The sequence below is a fragment of the Pantoea sp. DY-17 genome, assembly GCF_019795975.1.
Taxonomy (GTDB): Bacteria; Pseudomonadota; Gammaproteobacteria; order Enterobacterales; family Enterobacteriaceae; genus Pantoea; species Pantoea leporis.
The window spans coordinates 454,091-473,068 of record NZ_JAIMIG010000003.1 but is presented as its reverse complement, the minus strand read 5'-3'; the positions used below and the strand labels follow the sequence as shown (position 1 = coordinate 473,068).

Here is an 18,978-nt window from a genome sequence, read left to right as displayed (position 1 = left end):
CACGGCGATGATCAAAAGCATTTTAGCCCTGTTTCTGGGCACCATGACGTTCGCCGCAGTGGCGGACGAAGCAGGTTCGGACGCGTTGGTGAAGCGCGGTGAGTATCTGGCGCGCGCGGGCGACTGCGTGGCGTGTCACAGCGCGCAGGGCGGCCAGCCGTTTGCCGGTGGACTGCCGATGGCGACGCCGATCGGCACCATTTACTCCACCAACATCACGCCGGATAAAACCACCGGCATTGGTGACTACAGCTACGACGATTTCCAGAAAGCGGTGCGTCACGGCGTAGCGAAAAACGGCGACACGCTTTATCCGGCGATGCCGTATCCGTCGTACGCGGTGGTCAGCGATGACGACATGAAGGCGATGTATGCGTACTTCATGCACGGCGTGCAGCCGGTTTCTCAGGCCAACAAAGAGAGCGACATTCCGTGGCCGCTGTCGATGCGCTGGCCGTTGTCCATCTGGCGCGGCATCTTTGCGCCGGATGTGAAAGCGTTCCAGCCGGCGGCACAGGAAGATCCGCAACTGGCACGCGGTCGCTATCTGGTGGAAGGTCTCGGCCACTGTGGCGCTTGCCATACGCCGCGTAGCATCACCATGCAGGAAAAAGCGCTCAACAACGGCGAAGGCAACAACTATCTTGCCGGCAGCAGCGCGCCGATTGATGGCTGGACCGCCAGCAACCTGCGTGGCGATAACCGCGATGGCTTAGGCCGCTGGAGCGAAGAGGATCTCAGGCAGTTCCTGCGCTTTGGCCGCAACGATCACACCGCCGTATTCGGTGGCATGACCGATGTGGTGCAGCACAGCCTGCAGTACCTGAGCGATGACGATATCAGCGCGATTGCTAAGTATCTGAAATCCCTAGGCGCGAAAGATCCGAATCAGGCAGTATTTAAGCAGGATGATGCGGTGTCTCAGGCGTTGTGGAAAGGTGACGACAGCCAGCCGGGCGCATCGACTTATGTCGATAGCTGCGCGGCGTGCCACAAAACCGACGGCAGCGGCTATCAGCGCTTCTATCCGGCGCTGCGCGGCAATCCGGTGGTGATGGCAGATGATCCGACCTCGCTGATTCACATCGTATTGGTCGGCGGCACTTTGCCTGGCGTGAAAGGCGCACCGACGGCGATCACCATGCCGGCGTTCGGCTGGCGTCTGAACGATCAGCAGGTGGCGGATGTGGTGAACTTTATCCGTGGCAGCTGGGGCAATGGCGTGAAGTCGAGCGTGTCGGCGAAAGATGTGGCCGAATTGCGTAAAGACGAAACCGTGCAGCCGAAGCAGGGTAATGCGGATATTAAGGTGTTGGAAGGGCAGTAATATTACAGGAGGCCAGTATGGCCTCCATTTTTTAATCATGTACACTTATCAAAATATCCTTACTCCTTTAATATTATCTTACTTTAAGTATTTGTGTAAAATTAACTGTGGTTTGTTTGATTTTTACATAATTAAATTTTTTTTATATATTGGTATGCTTTTTTTTAATTTTGCGATAGTGAGGGGTAATGTGAAGCGATTAACTTTGAGTATTGTTTTTTTATTATTATATTATTGATTGCTCTTCTTTTTTTTAAGACCGTTCTGTTATTTTATTATTATGTAATTATTTAAAATCCGGACCTCAAGATGAGTTTATATGATTTGTTAACAAATTAACACAAGGAGTTGTTATGTTAAAATCTTATGATCCCACTCTGCCAGGTCTGGAAATTTGGGTAAACACGCCGTATCAATACTGGAAAGGAAATTATATTGATGTAAAAAATGGTACCGTTGAGTTTACTATTAATGGAAAAACATTCCGGACCAAAGTTGCAGAAAACGGTGATTGGGAATTCCAGTTGCCTCTCCAACTGGCTGAAGGTGGACATAATGTTGCCATCCGTTTTTATGATGCAGCGGGTAATCGTGGTGATGTTTATCAATCACGCATCAATGTTGATCTCAGCGCACCGGATAAGCCTGGTATCACAAGTGTTATGGATGATGTGGGGAGTGTTAAGGGGCCAGTTGGAAATAAGGGATTTACTGATGACCCTAAGCCGACGATTTCTGGTTATGCCGAGCCAGACAGTATTGTTCGTGTATACAGCAATGGCATCTTATTGGGTAGTGTGCAGGCTGAGAAAAATGGCCAGTGGACAATGGAACCTAAATTGAGTGATGGTGAACACCGTATCTACATCACCGCTACCGATCGTTTTGGTCAAGTCAGTGAAGATTCTGATGTCTTCACGCTATTTATCAATGAACCCACCATCAATAAACCTCAATTGCTGGAGGTGTATGACAATTACGGCCAGGAAACCGGTGTCATCAAACATGGCGAAAATACAGATGATCTTCGTCCATCACTGAGTGGTAATGCGCCAGTTGGCGCCGAATCCGTACATATTTATGTTAATGGAAAGCGCGTAGGGATTGCTCCGGTTGAGAATGGAAAGTGGGATTGGGAAGCAAACTCAGATGTTCTGCACTATGGCAAAAACAGCATTACTCTGCGTTCGCAGAACAACCGAGGTGAATTAAGCCAGCCAACCGCAGCGTTTGACGTGATTGCAGTTGCCCCCACTACCGTAAAGATTGAGTATGCATGGGATAATTTCGGTAATTCGCAGGGCAAACTCGCTTCTGGTGCTGACACCGATGATTTTACGCCATCCTTTAGTGGCAGTGCTGAAGCTCACAGTATTGTCTACCTTCATGCGCGTCATCAAAATGGCAGCTGGTCCCTTAAAGGCAGTGCCGTAGCCGATGCAAACGGATTCTGGAATATTGAAGTAGCTGAGCTGACTAACGGCAATGGCGTGTATGATTTCCAGGCATCTAACTCAACGAGTTATAACGGTAAGAGTGGCGAATTCTCTCTCCAGATCAATGCATATGTGCAACCAGTCATTGATTCCGCCTACGACAATAATGGCTACGTTCAGGGCACTATCCAGAACGGTGGTCGTACCGACGATTTGACGCCAACCCTGAAAGGGCATGCCACTGCTAACAGTATTGTCTACATTCATACTAAACATGAAAAGGGCACCTGGGTGGTCAGCGGCAGTGCGAAGGTCAACGCTCAGGGAGAGTGGACATTTGATTTACCGCAGCTTTCCGCCTATGGCAACTACGATTTCGAGGCCTCCAGCAGCGCGACACGCGATCCAAAAGCAGCGACTTTCACGTTGTATGCGGGCCCGGACGTGCAGATTACGCCGGTCATTGATTCTGCCTACGACAATAATGGCTATCTTCAGGGCACCATCCAGAACGGCGGGCGTACCGACGATCTGACACCAACCCTGAAAGGGCATGCCTCTGCTGGCGCGATTGTCTACGTTCATACTAAACATGAAAACGGTACCTGGGTGGTCAGCGGCAGTGCCAAGGCCAACGCCCAGGGGGAGTGGACATTTGATTTACCTCAGCTGTCCGCCTACGGCAACTATAATTTCGAGGCCTCTGGCAGCGCGACACGCGATCCAAAAGCCGCGACTTTCACGCTGTATGCGGGCCCGGACGTGCAGATTCCACCGGTCATTGATTACCTCATCGACAACAACGGTCTGAGGCAGGGCACAATCGAGCATAATGGCCGAACCGATGACCTGACGCCAACTCTGAAAGGGCATGCCTCTGCGGGCGCAATTGTCTACATTCATGCCAAGCATGAAAGCGGCAAATGGTGGGTTAGCGGCAGTGCGAAAGCGGATGCCAAAGGTGAGTGGTCATATGATATGCCGCAACTGCCTAATTACGGCATCTACGATTTTCAGGCTTCGGGCAGCGCGACCCACGATCCCAAAGCCGCTACTTTCACGTTGTATGCGGCTCCTGATGCTCCGGTGATTGATTCCGTTTACGACAATATTGGCCTGATCAAGGGCACCATTGCGAACAGTGGACGTACCGACGACCTGAAGCCAACCCTGAAAGGCAGTGCCCCTGCTAACGATACCGTCTACGTTTATGCTAAGCATGAAAATGGCACATGGTGGATAAGTGGCAGCACGAAAGCCAACGCCAAAGGAGAGTGGGCATATGATATGCCGCAGTTGACTGCCTACGGCACCTACGCATTCCAGGTCTCTGGCCGTGAAGTACGCGATCCCAGCGCCAGCATTTTCTCGCTGTATGCCGCGCCTGATAGTTTGGTTGTTCCGGTCATTGTTTCTGCCCATGACAACAATGGTCTGCTCCAGGGCAGTGTTGAGAACGGTGGCCGGACTGACGATTTGACGCCGACCCTGAAAGGCTATACATCGGCTAACAGCACCGTTTACATTCATGCCAGGCATGACAACGGCACATGGTGGATCAGTGGCAGTGCGAAGGCTAATGCCAATGGCGAATGGACATTTAATGTGCCGCAGCTCACCGCATACGGCAGGCACGATTTCCAGGTATCCGGCAGCACGGTACGGGATCCTAAAGCGACTATTTTCACCTTTGACGCCAAACCCGATAGTTTTACATCCGAAATGAATGGCATTTCATCCGATTACTCAGCTGACTTACTCGCTACCAGCAGCCAAAAATCGATTGTGAATATGGCTAATAGCACTGCTGGGAATACACTGAGTATTAATGTCAGTGACATCCTTAGCGCGGGTAGCAAAGATCTCTTTATTCAGGATGGCAAAACGCAAATGGTGGTGCACGGCAATAAAAATGATGTCATTAAGCTTGATGATTTGTTAGGCAATGGCATTGATGAAGGTGATTGGCATCGGCAGAAAGGAAATGTATCAGTGGCAGGCTTGAAATATCAGATATATACCCACGACGGCTTGGATGTTGAATTACTGGTAGAACAAGGCGTGAAAATCGATCTGGTTTAACCGCGTCTAATCATGGCGGCAATATTGGCCGCCATTTCTTTATTAGTCTTCAAATATTCTCCAAATCCATCCCTCGGGTTTTCGGCCCGTAAATCCCCACCGACAGCATCACAATCAGCATGCTTAGCACGATAAAGGCGATCACGCCCTGGCTGCCGGCATACTGCAAAATAAGGCCAATCAAAATACTGCTGAACACCGTCGACAGGCGGCTAAACGAGTAGCAGAAACCCACCGCGCGGGCGCGAATGTGCGTCGGGAAAATCTCGGTCTGATAAGCGTGATAGCTGAAGGTTAGCCATGCGTTGCTGTAGGTGATCAGGAAGCCGCAGATGATCATCAGCACCGGATTGGTCATAAACGCAAACAGCGTGCCGAACACCACCGTCATCAGCGATGAAAACACGATCTGCCATTTATTCTCGAGCTTATCGGCGTAGCGGCTGCAAATCAGCGAGCCGAGCGGATAGGCCAGCGTAATGAAAAACGCATACAGCAGGCTGTGCGTGACGGTGGCGCCTTTGCCCGACAGCAGCGCCGGCAGCCAGTTGCCGAAGCCAAAAAAGCCGATCGCCTGAAAGAAGTTCATCACCACCAGCATCAGCGTGCGCTTGCGATAGGCCGGTGCCCAAATCTCGCTGAAACGCCCTTGCTTAGGTTGCTCAGGTGCGAACTGTCCGCCATCCCGGCCTTCCTCCGCAACAGGGGGAAGGGGAGAAGCGATACCACAGCGCTTTTCCATCGCACTCAGCACCTGATGCGCTTCCTGATGTCGTCCTTGTTGCGCCAGCCAGCGCGCCGATTCGGGCAGTTTTTTTCGAATCAGCCAAATCACCAGCGAGCAGACCGCACCGGCAATCACCACCCAGCGCCAGCCTTCGAGGCTGAGAATAGTTTGCGGCACCAGCCACCACGACATCAGCGCCACCGTCGGTACCGACAGGAATTGGATAAAGAAGGAGAAGGCGAACGCGCGGCTGCGCAGATGCGCCGGCACCCATTCGGAAAGATAGGTATCGATGGTCACCAGTTCGACGCCGAGGCCAATGCCGACCAGGAAGCGGAACAGGATAATCATCTCTGCGCTCTGCTGGAACGCCATCAGCAGCGAAAACGCGCCGTACCACGCCAGCGCGCACATAAAGGTCAGGCGGCGACCAAAACGGTCGGCGTAGGGCGCAAGCAAACTCGCGCCGACAAACAAACCGAGGAAAGTAGCGGAGGCAAATGCGGCCTGGTCGGCGATGCCGAACACGCCCGCAGAACCGGTATGAAACACGCCCGCCGCCACCAGGCCGGAGCTGATATAGCCGGTTTCAAACAGATCGTAGAGCTCAAAGAAGCCGCCCAGCGCCAGCAGCGTGATAAAGCGCCACAGGCCGGCAGACGAGGGCAGCGCATCAATGCGCCCGGCTAAGGTGTGGCGATCCGCGCTCATGTGATCGTTCGCCATCCCTGTCGACGTGATGGTTGTCATTATTATGTATACCTCGGTGTTTGCAGAACCCGCTGACGGCTGAGATAGGTTTTAAAAATAATTAACCGTTAGCAAGCGAAGGAATAGCAGGATAATAAATTCGCTGAGAGTTGCCGAGAGGCAGGACGGTGACATTTTGGCAACATACGTTGCAGTTCACAGAAAAGTGATCGCCATCCGTGGCGCAGGATTAGTGCAGACTTGGGTAGACGCCGGGACCGATCGGTAAACCGAGCGCGTACCACGCCAGCAGCAGCACAATCCAGGTGGTGAAGAACACCAGCGGATAGGGGAAGATCAGCACGTAATAGGTGCCCAGTTGCGCATCTTTTTGATAGCGCTGCAGGAAGCCGAGGAACAGCGGCAGGAACGGTGACATCGGTGCCAGCGGCAACACCGCAGAATCGGCGATGCGGAAAATCATCTGGGCAAACGCCGGATGGAAGCCAAGCAGCATAAACATCGGCACAAATACCGGCGCCAGAATCGACCAGATCGCCGAGCCGCTGGCGATAAACATGCACAGAAACGCCGACAGGAACATCAAGCCCATAAACGCCGGTGCACCGCTGATACCCGCGCTCTCCAGCACATCGGTCAGGCCAATGGCCATGAACTTGCCCATGTTGCTCCAGTTGAAGAAGGCCACGAACTGCGACAGTGGAAACACCATCACAATAAAGCCCGCCATGCTCTTCATCGGATCCACCAGCAGCTGCGGGATATCATCCGCGCGGCGAATCTGCTTGGTTACCGCGCCATAGGCAATCGCCACCACAAAGAAGAACAGGATGATGATCGGCACAATGCCCTGAATAAACGGCGAGGGAATAATGCCGCCGGTTTTTGGATTGCGCAGCGGCGCGTGTTCCGGCACCACCAGCAGCGCCATCAGCGCGATAAACACCAGCGCGGCGATACCGGCGGCTTTCAGGCCGCGATTCTCCAGCGCGGTGAGCGGCGGCAGACGATCGCTATTTCCGCCGTTCCACGCGGGCAGGCGCGGCTCGACAAACTTGTCGGTCAGCAGCGCACCGGCGATGGTCAGCACAATCACCGAACTGGCCATAAAGTACCAGTTGTCGATCACGCTAACGTGTACGGTGTCGCTCACCGCTTTGGCGGCTTCGCTACTGATGCCGGACAGCAGCACATCGGTGGTGACAATCAGCAGATTGGCGGTAAAACCGGACGCCACGCCCGCGATCGCCGCCATTAATCCCGCCACCGGATGACGTCCCACCGCGAGAAAAATCAGCGCGCCGAGCGGCGGCATCACCACCAGCGCGGCATCGGAGGAAATATGGCTGAAGAAGGCGATAAACAGCACCATGTAGCTGGCGTAGCGACGGCTCACGCGCGAAGCCATCTTCACCATCAGCGACTGCAGCAGGCCGACTTTTTCCGCCAGGCCAGCACCAATCACCAGCGCCAGAATCGATCCCAACGGCGTGAAGCCGCTGAAGTTTTTGATGATGTTGGGCAGGATCCATTGAATCCCTGCCACGCTCAGCAGGTTGTTGACCCGCACCAGCTCGCCGTTGGCCGGGTTTTTCACCGCCACGTCGAGGCTGCTGAGCACGGCGGTGGCCACCATCAGCACCACAATCAAATAGACAAACAGTAAAAACGGGTTCGGCACTTTGTTGCCGACGCGTTCAATCCAGCTAAACAGCTTTCCAGGGCTGCGGTTCTCCGTTGTTATTTCCATGGCAGGTCCTCATCAGTCGTCTTATTGTGTTTGCAAGCCCTTCATACTTCGAGCTGCAGGTGCGTTGGCTGCGTGCGTGCACCCCAGTCACTTACTTGAGTAAGCTCCTGGGGATGCCCGCACTTGCCGCCTTCCTGCAGCTCGAATTATTTTGGGCTTTAGTTTTTATATTTTTTTTTGCCCGCGTTTATAAACGCGAGAGGTAAATCCTAGGACGTTAACTTCGACGGTGTGACATCCGCTGGAATCGGGCAGACGTAAGGCTGCTCGCGGCGTACGCGCTGGAACTCGTCGCGGCAGCGCGCCAGCGCCGCGTCATCCTGCAGCAAGGTCAGCGCGGTGGCGGCCATCACTTTGGCGGCCAGACACATGCCTTTGTGCGCAATGGACGTGCGGCCCTGCGCCACCAGCTGCCAGGTGTGCAGCGGCGTGCCGAAGGCGAAGCAGGGCGCAAAGCATTGCGCGGTGGGCGTCACCCAACTCACATCGCCAACGTCGGTTGAGCCGTAAAGGATCTCGCGCGTCACTGCATAGGGCGCCACTTCATCCATCAAAATCTTGTCGCCCAGCGCCGCTGCCCAGGCAACGCCCGCTTCACCGCCGGTGCGCGCCGCATTGAGACGCGCGTTACGCAGATCGTCTTTGCTCAGCGTGGATCGCATCTCGGCGGCAAATGCCTGTTCCGCATCACTGTAGTCAGGCAAACCAAACTGATGCAAATAGCGCTCCATCACGCTTTCCAGCGCGCGATTCGGCACGTAATTGGAGCAGGCTTTATCGAAGCGCACCGTCATCTGCGTGTCGGTCATCAGCGCCGCGCCTTTGGCGATGTTGATGACGCGCTGATAGATATCCTGCGCCTGATCGAGCTGCGGCGCGCGAATCAGGTACAGCACTTCGGCATCGGCTTGCACCACATTGGGGGAGACGCCGCCGGCATTGGTCACCGCGTAGTGCAGACGCGCTTCCTGCACGATGTGCTCGCGCAGAAAGTTGGCGCCGGTGTTCATCAGCGTCACCGCATCCAGCGCGCTGCGCCCTAAATGCGGGGAGTTGGCCGCATGCGCCGCCACGCCTTTGAAGCGGAAGGCGGCCTGAATATTGGCCAGCGTGCTGAGGTTGAACATGCCGCTAAAACCTTCGGGATGCCAGGTCACCGCCGCGTCGACATCGTCGAACAAGCCTTCGCGCACCATAAAGGTTTTGCCGGATCCGCCTTCTTCGCCGGGACAGCCGTAAAAGCGCAGCGTGCCGCGCTGGCCGTGTTGCGCCCACCAGGCTTTGATGGCGAAAGCGGCGGCCAAACCGGCGGTGCCGAGCAGATTGTGTCCGCAGCCGTGGCCGTTGCCGTTTTCCACCAGCGGCTGTGGCGTGGCGCACCCCGCTCGCTGGCTTAAACCGGCCAGCGCATCGAACTCGCCGAGAATGGCGATCACCGGTTTGCCGCTGCCAATGCTGGCAATAAACGCGGTATCGATGTTGCCGACGCCGCGCTCCACGCGAAAACCTTCTTGCTCCAGCGCATCGGCCAGCAGTGCGGAGGACTTTGTCTCTTCAAAACGGGTTTCCGGTACGTCCCAGATGGCATCGCTGAGGGCGGCAAAACGCGGCTGGTTTTGGTTGATGTAGCGATCAATAAATTCGCTGTGGCTCATCGCTGGCCTCCAAACTGTGCGTGATTGAGGGCCAGCGTCGCCAGCGTTTGCACCGCGGTCGCCATGATCGCTTCGTCAAAATCAAACTTCGCGTTGTGATGGCCCGCCGCCAGATCGCAGCCGAAAATCACGTAGGAGGATTGGCCGCCGCGCTGCTGCACGCGCTCCAGCATGTAAGTGGCATCTTCCGAGCCCGCCGCCTGCTGTTTCGTATCGACCACTGAGGTGAAAATGCCCAGCGCCTCGGCCTGCTGGTGGATGAACGCCACCCACGGCGGGCTCGGTGTGCAGCTGCGCGCGCCGCCCATCAGCTTGACGTCATATTCCACGCCGTACATCGCCGCCGCACCGCCAATCACGCGCAGCGCCTGCTGATAGATATCGTCGTTAACCTGGTTGCTGACGCCGCGCGTTTCCACCTTCATCAGCGCGCAGTCGGGCACCACGTTGCGTCCGGTTCCGGCCTGCAATACGCCGACGTTGACGCGCGCCACACCGCCGCTGTGCTGCGGCAGGTTGTGCAGCGCCAGCGTGGCCTGCGCCGCTGCCAGCAGGGCGTTGCGGCCTTCTTCTGGTTTGCCGCCGGCGTGCGCGCCGACGCCGGTGAAACTGACGTCGAGTTTGGTGGTGGCGAGGAAGCTGTCGCTGCCACAAACGATTTCGCCGGCGGGCACGCCGGTACCAAGATGAATGGCGGTGAACAGATCGACATCATCCACCACGCCAGCGGCCACCATCGCCTTCGCACCGCGTACGCCTTCTTCCGCTGGCTGGAAAATGATTTTGATGCTGCCGCTCAGCTGCGCTTTCATCTCCATCAACACGCCCGCCAGCGCCAGGCCGATGGTGGTGTGGCCGTCGTGACCGCAGGCGTGCATCATGCCGGGATTGCAGGAGGCAAAGCCTTCGCGCGTTGGCAGATGATCGGCGGCGCGACTTTCGTTCTGATCAAGCGCATCCATATCTACGCGGAAACCCATCACCGGGCCGGGACGACCGGTTTCCAGTGTAGCGACCACGCCACAAAATCCGCCGGAGAAGTGTTTAATCCACTGCGGCAGCGCGCCTTGCGCCAGCGCGCGCGCTTCCTGTTGCTCCAGCACTTCATCAGGGGGCAATCCCATGCGCGAGTCGGCATCGATCACCTCGCGGCCCAGCTTGAGTTGATAACCAAGACGATGCAGCTCTTCAGCCACCAACGTGGCGGTGCGGAACTCCAGCCAGCCCGATTCGGCAAAGTGGTGCAGATCGCGTCGCCAGGCCTGCATCTGTGGGATGCGCGCGTTGACGAGGTCAGAAAGGGTTTTCATCGGCATTTCCTTTGTGTTGGTTTTTTATGCATTCATCCGAATCTACACATTGGTTTTGCCGCGCATAAGATGCGAATATCTTGCTACTGATAAACAAGGGTTATCACCAAACTATGTCTGCGAACCTCAAACTTCATCAGCTGCGCGCTTTTGTTGCTGTGGCGCGTCAGGGCAGCATCCGCGCCGCCAGCCGCTTGTCCGGGCTTTCACAGCCTGCGCTGACCAAAGCGATCCAGGAACTGGAGCTGGCGCTGGGCGCGCGCCTGTTCGAGCGGCGACAGCAGGGCGTTACGCTGACTGATATCGGTGATAACTTTTTCAAGCATGCCAGTCTGGTTTTGGAAGAGCTGCGGGTGGCGCAGGAAGATATTCAGCAGCGGCTGGGATTAGCCGGCGGGCGCGTCAACATCGGCGTGGGCGGCAGTATTGCGCGCACGGTCATGCCGCAGGTGATCAATCAGTTTCATCGCGAGTATCCGCTGGTAAAGGTGCGAATTGTTGAAGGTCAGCTGGTTTCAATGGTGCACGAGCTGCGCCAGGGCGAACTGGATTTCACCATCAATACCTACGATAAAAATCATCTCGATCAGGAGTTAGTTTTTGAACGGCTGATGGAACGCGATTATCAGGTGGTGATGCGCAAAGGGCATCCGATGGCGCATGCGCGCACGCTGGCTGAGCTGCAACACTGCGACTGGACCATGCCGACACCGCAAGGGAGCTATTATCGGCTGCTACACGATCTGTTTGGCGAGCGCGGCATGGCGCCGAAAATTGTCGTCACCTGCGAGACCTTTATGGCCTGCACCAGCCTGGTGGCGCAGAGCGATTTCGTCAGCATTATTTCGCGCGATGTGATTGAAGACCCGACGCACGGCGGCCAGCTGATTTCCCTCGTTCTCGACGAACCTTTACCGAAAGCCACTTTCTATCTTATTCAGCGCAAAGACACCGCGTTGACGCCGATGAGTGCCTACATGGCGCAGCTGTTCCGGCGCTACTGTCAGCAAAGGTAAGAGTGCGGCCCGGCTCGCAACCGATTAAATAATGCGCACTACACTTGCAGTGGACATTCCCTTTATGGAGAACAGACCATGCAAGTTACCCCGTATGTGTTTTACAGCGGTCGCTGCGAAGAGGCGATTGCCTTCTACCTCGACGCCACCGACGGCGAGCTGCTGTTCAAGATGACCTATGGCGATATGCCGGATGAAACGCCGGTGGAGGATGAAGGTTGCATCTCGGGCGTGAGCTTCTCGCCGGAGCAGATCATGCATGCCCATCTGCGTATCGGGCAGGGTGAATTGATGATGAGTGACGGCGCACCGCAGGCGGCGTATGGCGGTTTTGCCGTGAGTTTATCCACGCCGGATGAGGCGCAGGGCAAGCGTTGGTTTGATGCGTTGTCAGCGGGCGGTGAGGTGACGAAAAGCTGGGCACCGACGTTTTGGGCTAATGGCTTTGGCATGTTGACCGATAAGTTCGGCGTGCCGTGGATGGTGAATGCGTATAAGCCGCAGATTTGAGTAGAGGGTGCGCGCTGGCCCTCACCCTAACCCTCTCCCACAGGTGGGAGAGGGAACCGATCAAGCGAATTATTTCCTCTCCCACAAGTGGGACAGGGAACCGATCGAGCCTATTTACTCCCTCGCCCGCTTGCGGGAGAGGGCCGGGGTGAGGGAAACCAACAACTTAGAAGTTGTAACCCACCACCAAATAGTAACCCCAACCGGTTGATTTCACTTCAAATGGACCGTTACCGAAGTTCAGCTCCTGGCCGTCAGCCCACTGGCCGCCGTTGTGGAAATAACGCGCCACAGTAGAAACATGCCAGTGATCGTAGTTCAGCGACAGAATGTGGCTGGACGCAATCGAGTTGCTGGTGCGTGAACGATCGGACTTATCACGCAGATCTGAACCCCAGTCGAAGTTGGTGAAGCCGATATAGCTCAGCTTGCCGCCCCACAGATCGGTAATCGGCACAAAGTATTTCACCTTAAAGCGATAACCATCCCAGCTGTTTTCGTTCGCCGCACCGTAGTTTTCCCACTGGTATTTAGCGTAAACGTTCAGCGACAGGCCGATATCGCTGTGCGTATCGATGTCGGTGCCAAGACCCATGTACCAGGTGTTCTGACGGTTATCGCTGTTGCGACCCATGTCGTAGATGTAGTTGTTGGCGAAGTACCACTCTTTAAACGGACCAAAAGAGAGATCGGTGCCGGTCAGCTTATCGATGGAGAAACGTGGCTCAATTTCCATGAACATCGGCGAACCGTGGTCGAACACGCCGTTAGCGTTGCTGTTGCCTACGCCGAAGAAGTTGGTCAGATCGAGGTAGCCATAGAAATCGAACCAATCCTTTTTGGCAAAGGCTTCATATTCCAGGTACACGTCGTTGTTGAACTGGGGTCCAAAACGGGTGTGGTAGCTGCCCACCACGTTCACGCTCTGATGCCACCAGTCAGAAACGTACTGCGGATCGCTGTCTGCCGCTTGTGCCGCACCAGTCCAGCTGCTGGCCAATAAGGCCCCTGCTATCAACGCTTTATATTTCATTATTGTTAACCACATGCTTTTGATCGCCGGGCCGTCGCCGCGATCGGGTGAAATTGATCCCAGGGGATGGGCAGTGAGTTGTCGTATCCGGTCTGCATCGCCAGATTTTCAAGCTTGCGTAATGTGCCTGTAACAGAGGCATAGAAAATAGATTTTGGTCACGTTTGTCAAAAAGTGTTGCAGTTTGATTCACTGGAAATGTGATCGATATCACATTAGGCCCGTGTAGCGAACGGAACCCCGCAACCGTTTACGTGTCGCGTACAGCAGGGAAAGTTATTGATGTAGGGAAAGGATGTAGCGGCGCGGTTTATCGCGTTGTTTTGATGTCGCACCGTGCCCACAGCAACTTTGCGCAATAAATTGCGCCGCTACGGCACGGTGAAGTTTATGGCAATGTCACGCGCACCTGCAGGCCGGCAATCTGGCCCTGCGGATCGTGGCGGTTCGACAGCGCAACCTGCATCTGATGTTTCTGCGCCACGCTGCGCACAATCGACAAGCCCAGTCCGCTGCCTTGCGCCTGCACATCCGGCGAACGGGTGAAGCGGTCAAAGGCACGTTCAATAAAGGATTCGGCCATGCCGGGCCCGTTATCGACGATATCCACCACGGTGTGATTGCCGACGCGATGCAGCAGCACATCGACCAAACTGCCTTCCGGCGTATGCAGCATCGCATTGCCAATCAGGTTATCGAACAGGCTGCGCAGATCGGAGCGGCTGGCGTGCAGGCGATAGTGCGTGGTGCCGTTGAAGCCGATATCGATGCCGCGTTTATCCGCCACCACCATTAGCTGCTCAATGCTCTCTTTCAGCAGATCGTCCAGCTCGATGCTTTCCACCGTGGCGACCACCGATTGATCTTCCTGACGCGAGATATTCAGCAGCTGCGTCACCAGATGGCGCGTGCGCGTCACGCCCGCTTCCAGCTGGTCAAACTGGCGGCTGGCTTCACCCGGTTGAATATGTTGCCGCAGATTCTCCAGCTGCAAAGTGACGGCGGTGACCGGCGTGCGCAGCTCATGCGCCGCATCTTCAAGGAACTGGCGCTGCGATGACCAGGCCGCGCGCAGTTTATCCAGCAAGGAGTTGTAAGCCGCCACCAGCGGCAGCACTTCATCCGGTAGGCCATCGGGCGAGACTGAATGAGGATGCATGGTTTCCTGTGCCGCGATATGGCGCGACGCCACACGCAAATCGCGCGTTATGGCCCGCACCACCAGCCATATCACAATCAGTGAGAGCGGCATCATCAGCACCAGCGGAATGATGGCGGAGAGCGCTCGCTTGACCATGATACTTTTCATGTAGCCAATATTATGCAGCACCTGAATATTGCCGATTTCACTGCCCAGCTCGCCGGGCCGCGTATAGACACGCCATTCGCAGTCATCACCACAGTCACCGACTTTCAAATCGGTCCAGCCTTTTTTCAGCTGCAATGGCGCATGCAGGCCCGGCCAGGAGCTGGCGCGCAGATGATTGCTTTCGTCCCACAGCTGGACGATATAGGTGCTTTTCAGTTTCTCTTCATGCATCACCATCGGCATTAGGGCCGGCATACGTTGGCTGCTGGCCCACGCATCGGCGATCTTGGCGAGCTGGTCGTCTTTCATGGTGCCCATCATGTCGCCGTAGCAGTGATAGAAATACCAGGTGACGCCGCCAATCATCGCCAGATGCAGAATCACCAGCGTGGCGAGCAGCTTGTTACGCAGCGAGCGCATAAAGGTGAAAGGTTTCATATTGCTGGTACCCGCCAGCCAAGTCCGCGTACGTTGCGGATCACTTCGTTATCCAGTTTGCGACGCATTCCGTGGATCAGCACATCCACCGCGTTGCTGCTGACCTCTTCGCCCCAGCCGTAAATGCGGTTTTCTAACTGTTCGCGCGAAAGAATGGCGCCCGGCCGCTCCAGCAAGGCGTAGAGCAGGGCATATTCGCGTGCGGTAAGTTGTTCGCGCTGGCCTTTGTACAGCACCTCGCGCGTCATGATGTCGATCTGCACATCGCCGCTGCCGAGCAGAGAATCTGCTGCACCGTGGCGACGGCGGGTAATGGCGCGCATACGCGCCAGCACTTCTTGCAGATCAAAGGGTTTCAGCAAATAGTCGTCAGCGCCGCTGTCCAATCCCTGAATACGTTGCTGCACGGTATCGCGGGCGGTGAGCACCAGCACCGGCGTCATGTCGCCGCGCGTGCGCGCACGACGCAGCACCTGCAGGCCATCTTCACGCGGCAAGCCCAGATCCAGTAACACGCAGGTATAGCCGCCTTCAGCCCAGGCATTGCTGGCATACACGCCGTCGCGTACCCAATCCACCGACCAACCTGCCGCTTCCAGCGCTTGCTGCAGATTCGCGCCAATCATTTCGTCATCTTCTACCAGCAGCACACGCATGATGCCCTCCAACTTAACTGAACGCAGTGTAGCGACAGATAATTAGGCCAGAATTATACCCATTTTCCCGCTTGCTAATTCTGCGCTAATTTTCTGCTAATTAAGGGATAAATTTAACGCGCTATTGTGGCGGCACTGGACATATTGCCAACGCAGGAGAATCCCATGAATCAGCGCGAATTTATCCGTAGTTTGCTGGACTGGATAGAGAATAACTTAGGGCACGATCTGCATCTGGATGAAGTCGCACGCCGCTCGGGATACTCCCGCTGGCATCTGCAACGTCTGTTCCGTCAGCACACCGGCTTTTCACTGGCCGAGTACATTCGCCAGCGCCGGTTAACCGAATCTGCGCTGACGCTGATTAACAGCGATGAGGCGATTTTGCAGGTGGCGATGAGTTACGGCTTCGATACGCAGCAGGCTTATACTCGCACCTTCAAAAACTACTTCATGGTGACGCCAGGCCAGCTGCGCCGCCAGCGTCGCGTTGAGCCGGATCGTTTATTGTTCCCATTGGCGATGGCGAGTTGATGTATGCCTATGCGCATCATTCGTAGCGGCGCAATTTATTGCGCAATATCTGGATGGGCTCGTTGCCATCATTGATAAGCGCGATGAATCGCGCCGCTACGAAATGTACGCTGATGGACTAATGACGCCTTTTGCTTTTAAGCTGCTGTTCTCACTCTCTTAACTGCCAGAGAACATGGACAACAGCGACAATCTCTCCGCCATGATGCTATTTGCACGCGTCGTGGAACGGCAAAGCTTTAGCGAAGCCGCACGCACCTTAGGCGTCTCCAAATCCCACGTCAGCCGTGAAGTGGCGCGCCTGGAAGTGCGCCTCGGCATTAAGCTACTGCAGCGCACCACGCGCAAAGTGGTGCTGACGGAGCTCGGCCAGGCTTACTATCCGTTCTGCGTGCGCATGCTGGAAGAGATGCATCGCGCCGACGCCTTTGTGCAGCAGGTACATCAACTGCCCGCAGGCAACGTGCGCTTGCAGGCGCCGATCACCTACGGCTGTCAGTGCGTGGTGCCGACGCTGAATGACTTTATTCGCCGCCATATTCACATCAACGTCGATCTCGACCTCACCACCAGCGATGACCCGCAACCCAGCGCTGACGTGGCGATTGTGATCCGCGCGCGTGCGCCCGACGCGGCTAATTATCGTGAACTCGCCAGCATTGATTGGGGCTTATACGCCACGCCAGATTATCTGGCGGCGCATGCGCCCATCGATCATCCCGACCGCCTGACGCGCCACGACTTGCTGCTGTTTCATGGCCCGGCGCACACCGCCGCGCTGCCGTTTCGCCGTGATAAACAGCGCCTGGCGCTGGATGTGCACAGCCGTTTCCGCGCCAACAACAGTATGGCGCTGCTCAATGCCGCACTGGCGGGCACCGGCATCGCTTATCTGCCCGCTTATATGACGCAAGATGCCTTAGCGCGCGGCGAAATCCAGCAGGTGCTATCAGATTGGCAAATGGACCGCCTGCACAGCTATCTGTTGCTGAAAGAGCAGCCGCAACCCTCTTCGCCGGTCACTTTGCTGTGCGATGCGTTAATCAACACCCTTGGTACAGCCTAATTGTTGTTATCTGGCAACAATACTGCGCCGCCTGGCAATTATCCGCGCTACTCTGTTTTCTACGCAGCGTCACTGTTAGCCTGCTAAAAAAGCAAAAAACAGGGATATTGCCATGCAGCAACCTCCACTCGCGTTAGCGCCCGAACAGCAACACTGGAAGCGAAATTTGTGTGTCTGCGTGCTGGGTTCGTTCAGCACCATTGTGGCGATGACGCTGCTGTTGCCGTTTCTGCCGCTCTACGTGCAGCAACTCGGCGTGCAGGAACCCGCGGCGATTGCGCGCTGGTCGGGTGCGGCCTACGGCGCCACCTTCCTCAGCGCCGCCCTGACCGCGCCGCTGTGGGGCAAACTGGCCGATCGCTATGGCCGCAAACTGATGCTGATCCGCGCCAGCCTCGGCATGGCGATTGCCATGTCGCTGATTGGTATGGCCACCGCGCCGTGGCAGCTGGTGGCGCTGCGTTTGCTGGCGGGTTTGCTCGGCGGCTACGCCTCGGGATCGACCATTCTGGTGGCGGCGCAAACGCCGAAAGAACAAACCGGCTGGGCGCTCGGCGTGTTGTCATCCGGCATTATGGCCGGCAACGTGGTGGGGCCGCTGCTGGGCGGCGTATTGCCGCCGCTGATTGGCATTCGTCACACCTTCTGGCTGACCGGCGCGGTGATTTTCCTCGCCTTCCTCGCAACCACCTTTTTGCTGAAAGAGGTGCCGCGCTCCTCTGGTAAGAAAACCGTGCAAAGCAGTGCAGCCGATGAGGCACCGCCGAATCTGCCGGTGGTGCGCCTGATGTGGCTGTCGGGCATGCTGCTGATTTTCGCCAATATGTCGATTGAGCCGATCATCACGCTGTATATCGGCCAGTTTGTTAACGGCGATCACGCCATCACCGTCACCGCCGGATTGGTGATGGCCGCCGCTGCGCTCGGCAGCATTATTTCCGCGCCACGTCTGGGACGGCTGGCCGATCGCGTCGGGCATGGTCGCGTGCTGGTGTATGGGCTGATAGCCTGCGCGCTGCTGCTGATCCCGCAGGCGTTTATCTGCGAAGCGTGGCAATTGGTGGTGCTGCGTTTTCTGATGGGCATGGCGCTGGGTGGATTGATGCCGTGCGTCACCGCGCTGATTCGTCACAGCGTGCCGCAGTCGCAGGTGGGCAAGATGCTGGGTTATTCAACCTCGGCGCAGTATGTCGGCCAGGTTTCAGGCCCGCTGTTCGGCGGCTTTATTGGCGGCGCGTTTGGTATGCGTCCGGTGTTTCTGGCGACCTGTGTGATCATGGCGCTGTGCGCGCTGTTAAATGCCCGGGTGCTGCGCAAGCGTTGAAGTTAAAACCCGCACATACCGTAGCGGCGCAATTTATTGCGCAATGCCTGGATGGGCGTCGAGCCGCCATTGATATGCGCGATGAATCGCGCCG

The 18,978-nt window shown here is 56.2% G+C and carries 14 protein-coding genes; 7 read left to right on the top strand and 7 right to left on the bottom strand.

Annotated features, from left to right (window positions below; genetic code table 11):
* Positions 1-7: 7 nt before the first annotated feature.
* Positions 8-1,327, top strand: coding sequence for a cytochrome c (locus K5Y33_RS16345; RefSeq protein WP_222234546.1), 1,320 nt, complete (start codon positions 8-10; stop codon positions 1,325-1,327).
* A gap of 353 nt (positions 1,328-1,680) precedes the next feature.
* Positions 1,681-4,845 (top strand): Ig-like domain-containing protein, encoded by a 3,165-nt coding sequence (locus tag K5Y33_RS16340; protein WP_222234545.1) that lies wholly within the window; start codon positions 1,681-1,683, stop codon positions 4,843-4,845.
* Between the two features lie 49 nt (positions 4,846-4,894).
* On the opposite strand, the gene K5Y33_RS16335 is transcribed toward K5Y33_RS16340, so the two are convergent.
* The 4 genes from K5Y33_RS16335 to K5Y33_RS16320 form a co-directional block, all read right to left on the bottom strand.
* Entirely contained in the window at positions 4,895-6,322 is a 1,428-nt protein-coding gene (locus K5Y33_RS16335; RefSeq protein WP_222234544.1) for an MFS transporter, read from the bottom strand.
* Between the two features lie 190 nt (positions 6,323-6,512).
* A complete protein-coding gene (abgT, locus tag K5Y33_RS16330) occupies positions 6,513-8,033 on the bottom strand; it encodes a p-aminobenzoyl-glutamate transporter (RefSeq protein WP_192235968.1) in 1,521 nt (506 codons plus the stop codon).
* Positions 8,034-8,242: 209 nt separating this feature from the next.
* A complete protein-coding gene (locus K5Y33_RS16325; RefSeq protein ID WP_222234543.1) occupies positions 8,243-9,688 on the bottom strand; it encodes a M20 family metallopeptidase in 1,446 nt (481 codons plus the stop codon).
* Positions 9,685-10,998: an amidohydrolase gene (locus K5Y33_RS16320; RefSeq protein ID WP_222234542.1), complete on the bottom strand. Its 1,314-nt coding sequence runs from the start codon at positions 10,996-10,998 to the stop codon at positions 9,685-9,687. Before K5Y33_RS16320 ends, K5Y33_RS16325 begins: the two co-directional genes overlap by 4 nt.
* A 113-nt stretch (positions 10,999-11,111) precedes the next feature.
* Between K5Y33_RS16320 and K5Y33_RS16315 the strand changes: the two genes are divergently transcribed.
* Positions 11,112-12,014: a LysR family transcriptional regulator gene (locus K5Y33_RS16315; RefSeq protein WP_101762356.1), complete on the top strand. Its 903-nt coding sequence runs from the start codon at positions 11,112-11,114 to the stop codon at positions 12,012-12,014.
* A 78-nt stretch (positions 12,015-12,092) separates the two neighbouring features.
* A complete protein-coding gene (gene yjdN / locus K5Y33_RS16310) occupies positions 12,093-12,524 on the top strand; it encodes a VOC family metalloprotein YjdN (RefSeq protein ID WP_101762355.1) in 432 nt (143 codons plus the stop codon).
* Between the two features lie 166 nt (positions 12,525-12,690).
* Here yjdN and K5Y33_RS16305 read toward each other — a convergent pair whose 3' ends face one another.
* The 3 genes from K5Y33_RS16305 to K5Y33_RS16295 form a co-directional block, all read right to left on the bottom strand.
* Positions 12,691-13,557, bottom strand: a complete 867-nt coding sequence (locus K5Y33_RS16305; protein WP_101762354.1) for a nucleoside-specific channel-forming protein Tsx — start codon at positions 13,555-13,557, stop codon at positions 12,691-12,693.
* A gap of 388 nt (positions 13,558-13,945) precedes the next feature.
* Positions 13,946-15,304 carry a HAMP domain-containing sensor histidine kinase gene (locus tag K5Y33_RS16300; protein WP_222234541.1) on the bottom strand — a complete coding sequence of 453 codons (1,359 nt, stop codon included), beginning with the start codon at positions 15,302-15,304 and terminating at the stop codon, positions 13,946-13,948.
* Complete coding sequence (locus tag K5Y33_RS16295) at positions 15,301-15,960, bottom strand: response regulator transcription factor (protein ID WP_008105599.1); 660 nt, start codon at positions 15,958-15,960, stop codon at positions 15,301-15,303. Before K5Y33_RS16295 ends, K5Y33_RS16300 begins: the two co-directional genes overlap by 4 nt.
* A 165-nt stretch (positions 15,961-16,125) precedes the next feature.
* On the opposite strand from K5Y33_RS16295, the gene K5Y33_RS16290 reads away from it, so the two are divergent.
* The 3 genes from K5Y33_RS16290 (at position 16,126) to K5Y33_RS16280 (ending at position 18,884) form a co-directional block, all read left to right on the top strand.
* Positions 16,126-16,494: a helix-turn-helix domain-containing protein gene (locus K5Y33_RS16290; protein ID WP_101762352.1), complete on the top strand. Its 369-nt coding sequence runs from the start codon at positions 16,126-16,128 to the stop codon at positions 16,492-16,494.
* Between the two features lie 175 nt (positions 16,495-16,669).
* Positions 16,670-17,560 carry a LysR family transcriptional regulator gene (locus K5Y33_RS16285; protein ID WP_222234540.1) on the top strand — a complete coding sequence of 297 codons (891 nt, stop codon included), beginning with the start codon at positions 16,670-16,672 and terminating at the stop codon, positions 17,558-17,560.
* 112 nt (positions 17,561-17,672) lie between these two features.
* The gene (locus K5Y33_RS16280) at positions 17,673-18,884 is read left to right on the top strand and encodes an MFS transporter (protein WP_222234539.1); all 1,212 of its coding nucleotides are present in this window, start codon (positions 17,673-17,675) and stop codon (positions 18,882-18,884) included.
* The last annotated feature ends 94 nt before the right edge of the window (positions 18,885-18,978 follow it).

Excerpts from the sequence above, each read along its gene's own strand:
- K5Y33_RS16345 (WP_222234546.1), top strand. The coding sequence starts at position 8 with ATGATCAAAAGCATTTTAGCCCTGTTTCTGGGCACCATGACGTTCGCC.
- K5Y33_RS16340 (WP_222234545.1), top strand. The coding sequence starts at position 1,681 with ATGTTAAAATCTTATGATCCCACTCTGCCAGGTCTGGAAATTTGGGTA.
- K5Y33_RS16335 (WP_222234544.1), bottom strand. The coding sequence starts at position 6,322 with ATGACAACCATCACGTCGACAGGGATGGCGAACGATCACATGAGCGCG.
- abgT (WP_192235968.1), bottom strand. The coding sequence starts at position 8,033 with ATGGAAATAACAACGGAGAACCGCAGCCCTGGAAAGCTGTTTAGCTGG.
- K5Y33_RS16325 (WP_222234543.1), bottom strand. The coding sequence starts at position 9,688 with ATGAGCCACAGCGAATTTATTGATCGCTACATCAACCAAAACCAGCCG.
- K5Y33_RS16320 (WP_222234542.1), bottom strand. The coding sequence starts at position 10,998 with ATGAAAACCCTTTCTGACCTCGTCAACGCGCGCATCCCACAGATGCAG.
- K5Y33_RS16315 (WP_101762356.1), top strand. The coding sequence starts at position 11,112 with ATGTCTGCGAACCTCAAACTTCATCAGCTGCGCGCTTTTGTTGCTGTG.
- yjdN (WP_101762355.1), top strand. The coding sequence starts at position 12,093 with ATGCAAGTTACCCCGTATGTGTTTTACAGCGGTCGCTGCGAAGAGGCG.
- K5Y33_RS16305 (WP_101762354.1), bottom strand. The coding sequence starts at position 13,557 with ATGAAATATAAAGCGTTGATAGCAGGGGCCTTATTGGCCAGCAGCTGG.
- K5Y33_RS16300 (WP_222234541.1), bottom strand. The coding sequence starts at position 15,304 with ATGAAACCTTTCACCTTTATGCGCTCGCTGCGTAACAAGCTGCTCGCC.
- K5Y33_RS16295 (WP_008105599.1), bottom strand. The coding sequence starts at position 15,960 with ATGCGTGTGCTGCTGGTAGAAGATGACGAAATGATTGGCGCGAATCTG.
- K5Y33_RS16290 (WP_101762352.1), top strand. The coding sequence starts at position 16,126 with ATGAATCAGCGCGAATTTATCCGTAGTTTGCTGGACTGGATAGAGAAT.
- K5Y33_RS16285 (WP_222234540.1), top strand. The coding sequence starts at position 16,670 with ATGGACAACAGCGACAATCTCTCCGCCATGATGCTATTTGCACGCGTC.
- K5Y33_RS16280 (WP_222234539.1), top strand. The coding sequence starts at position 17,673 with ATGCAGCAACCTCCACTCGCGTTAGCGCCCGAACAGCAACACTGGAAG.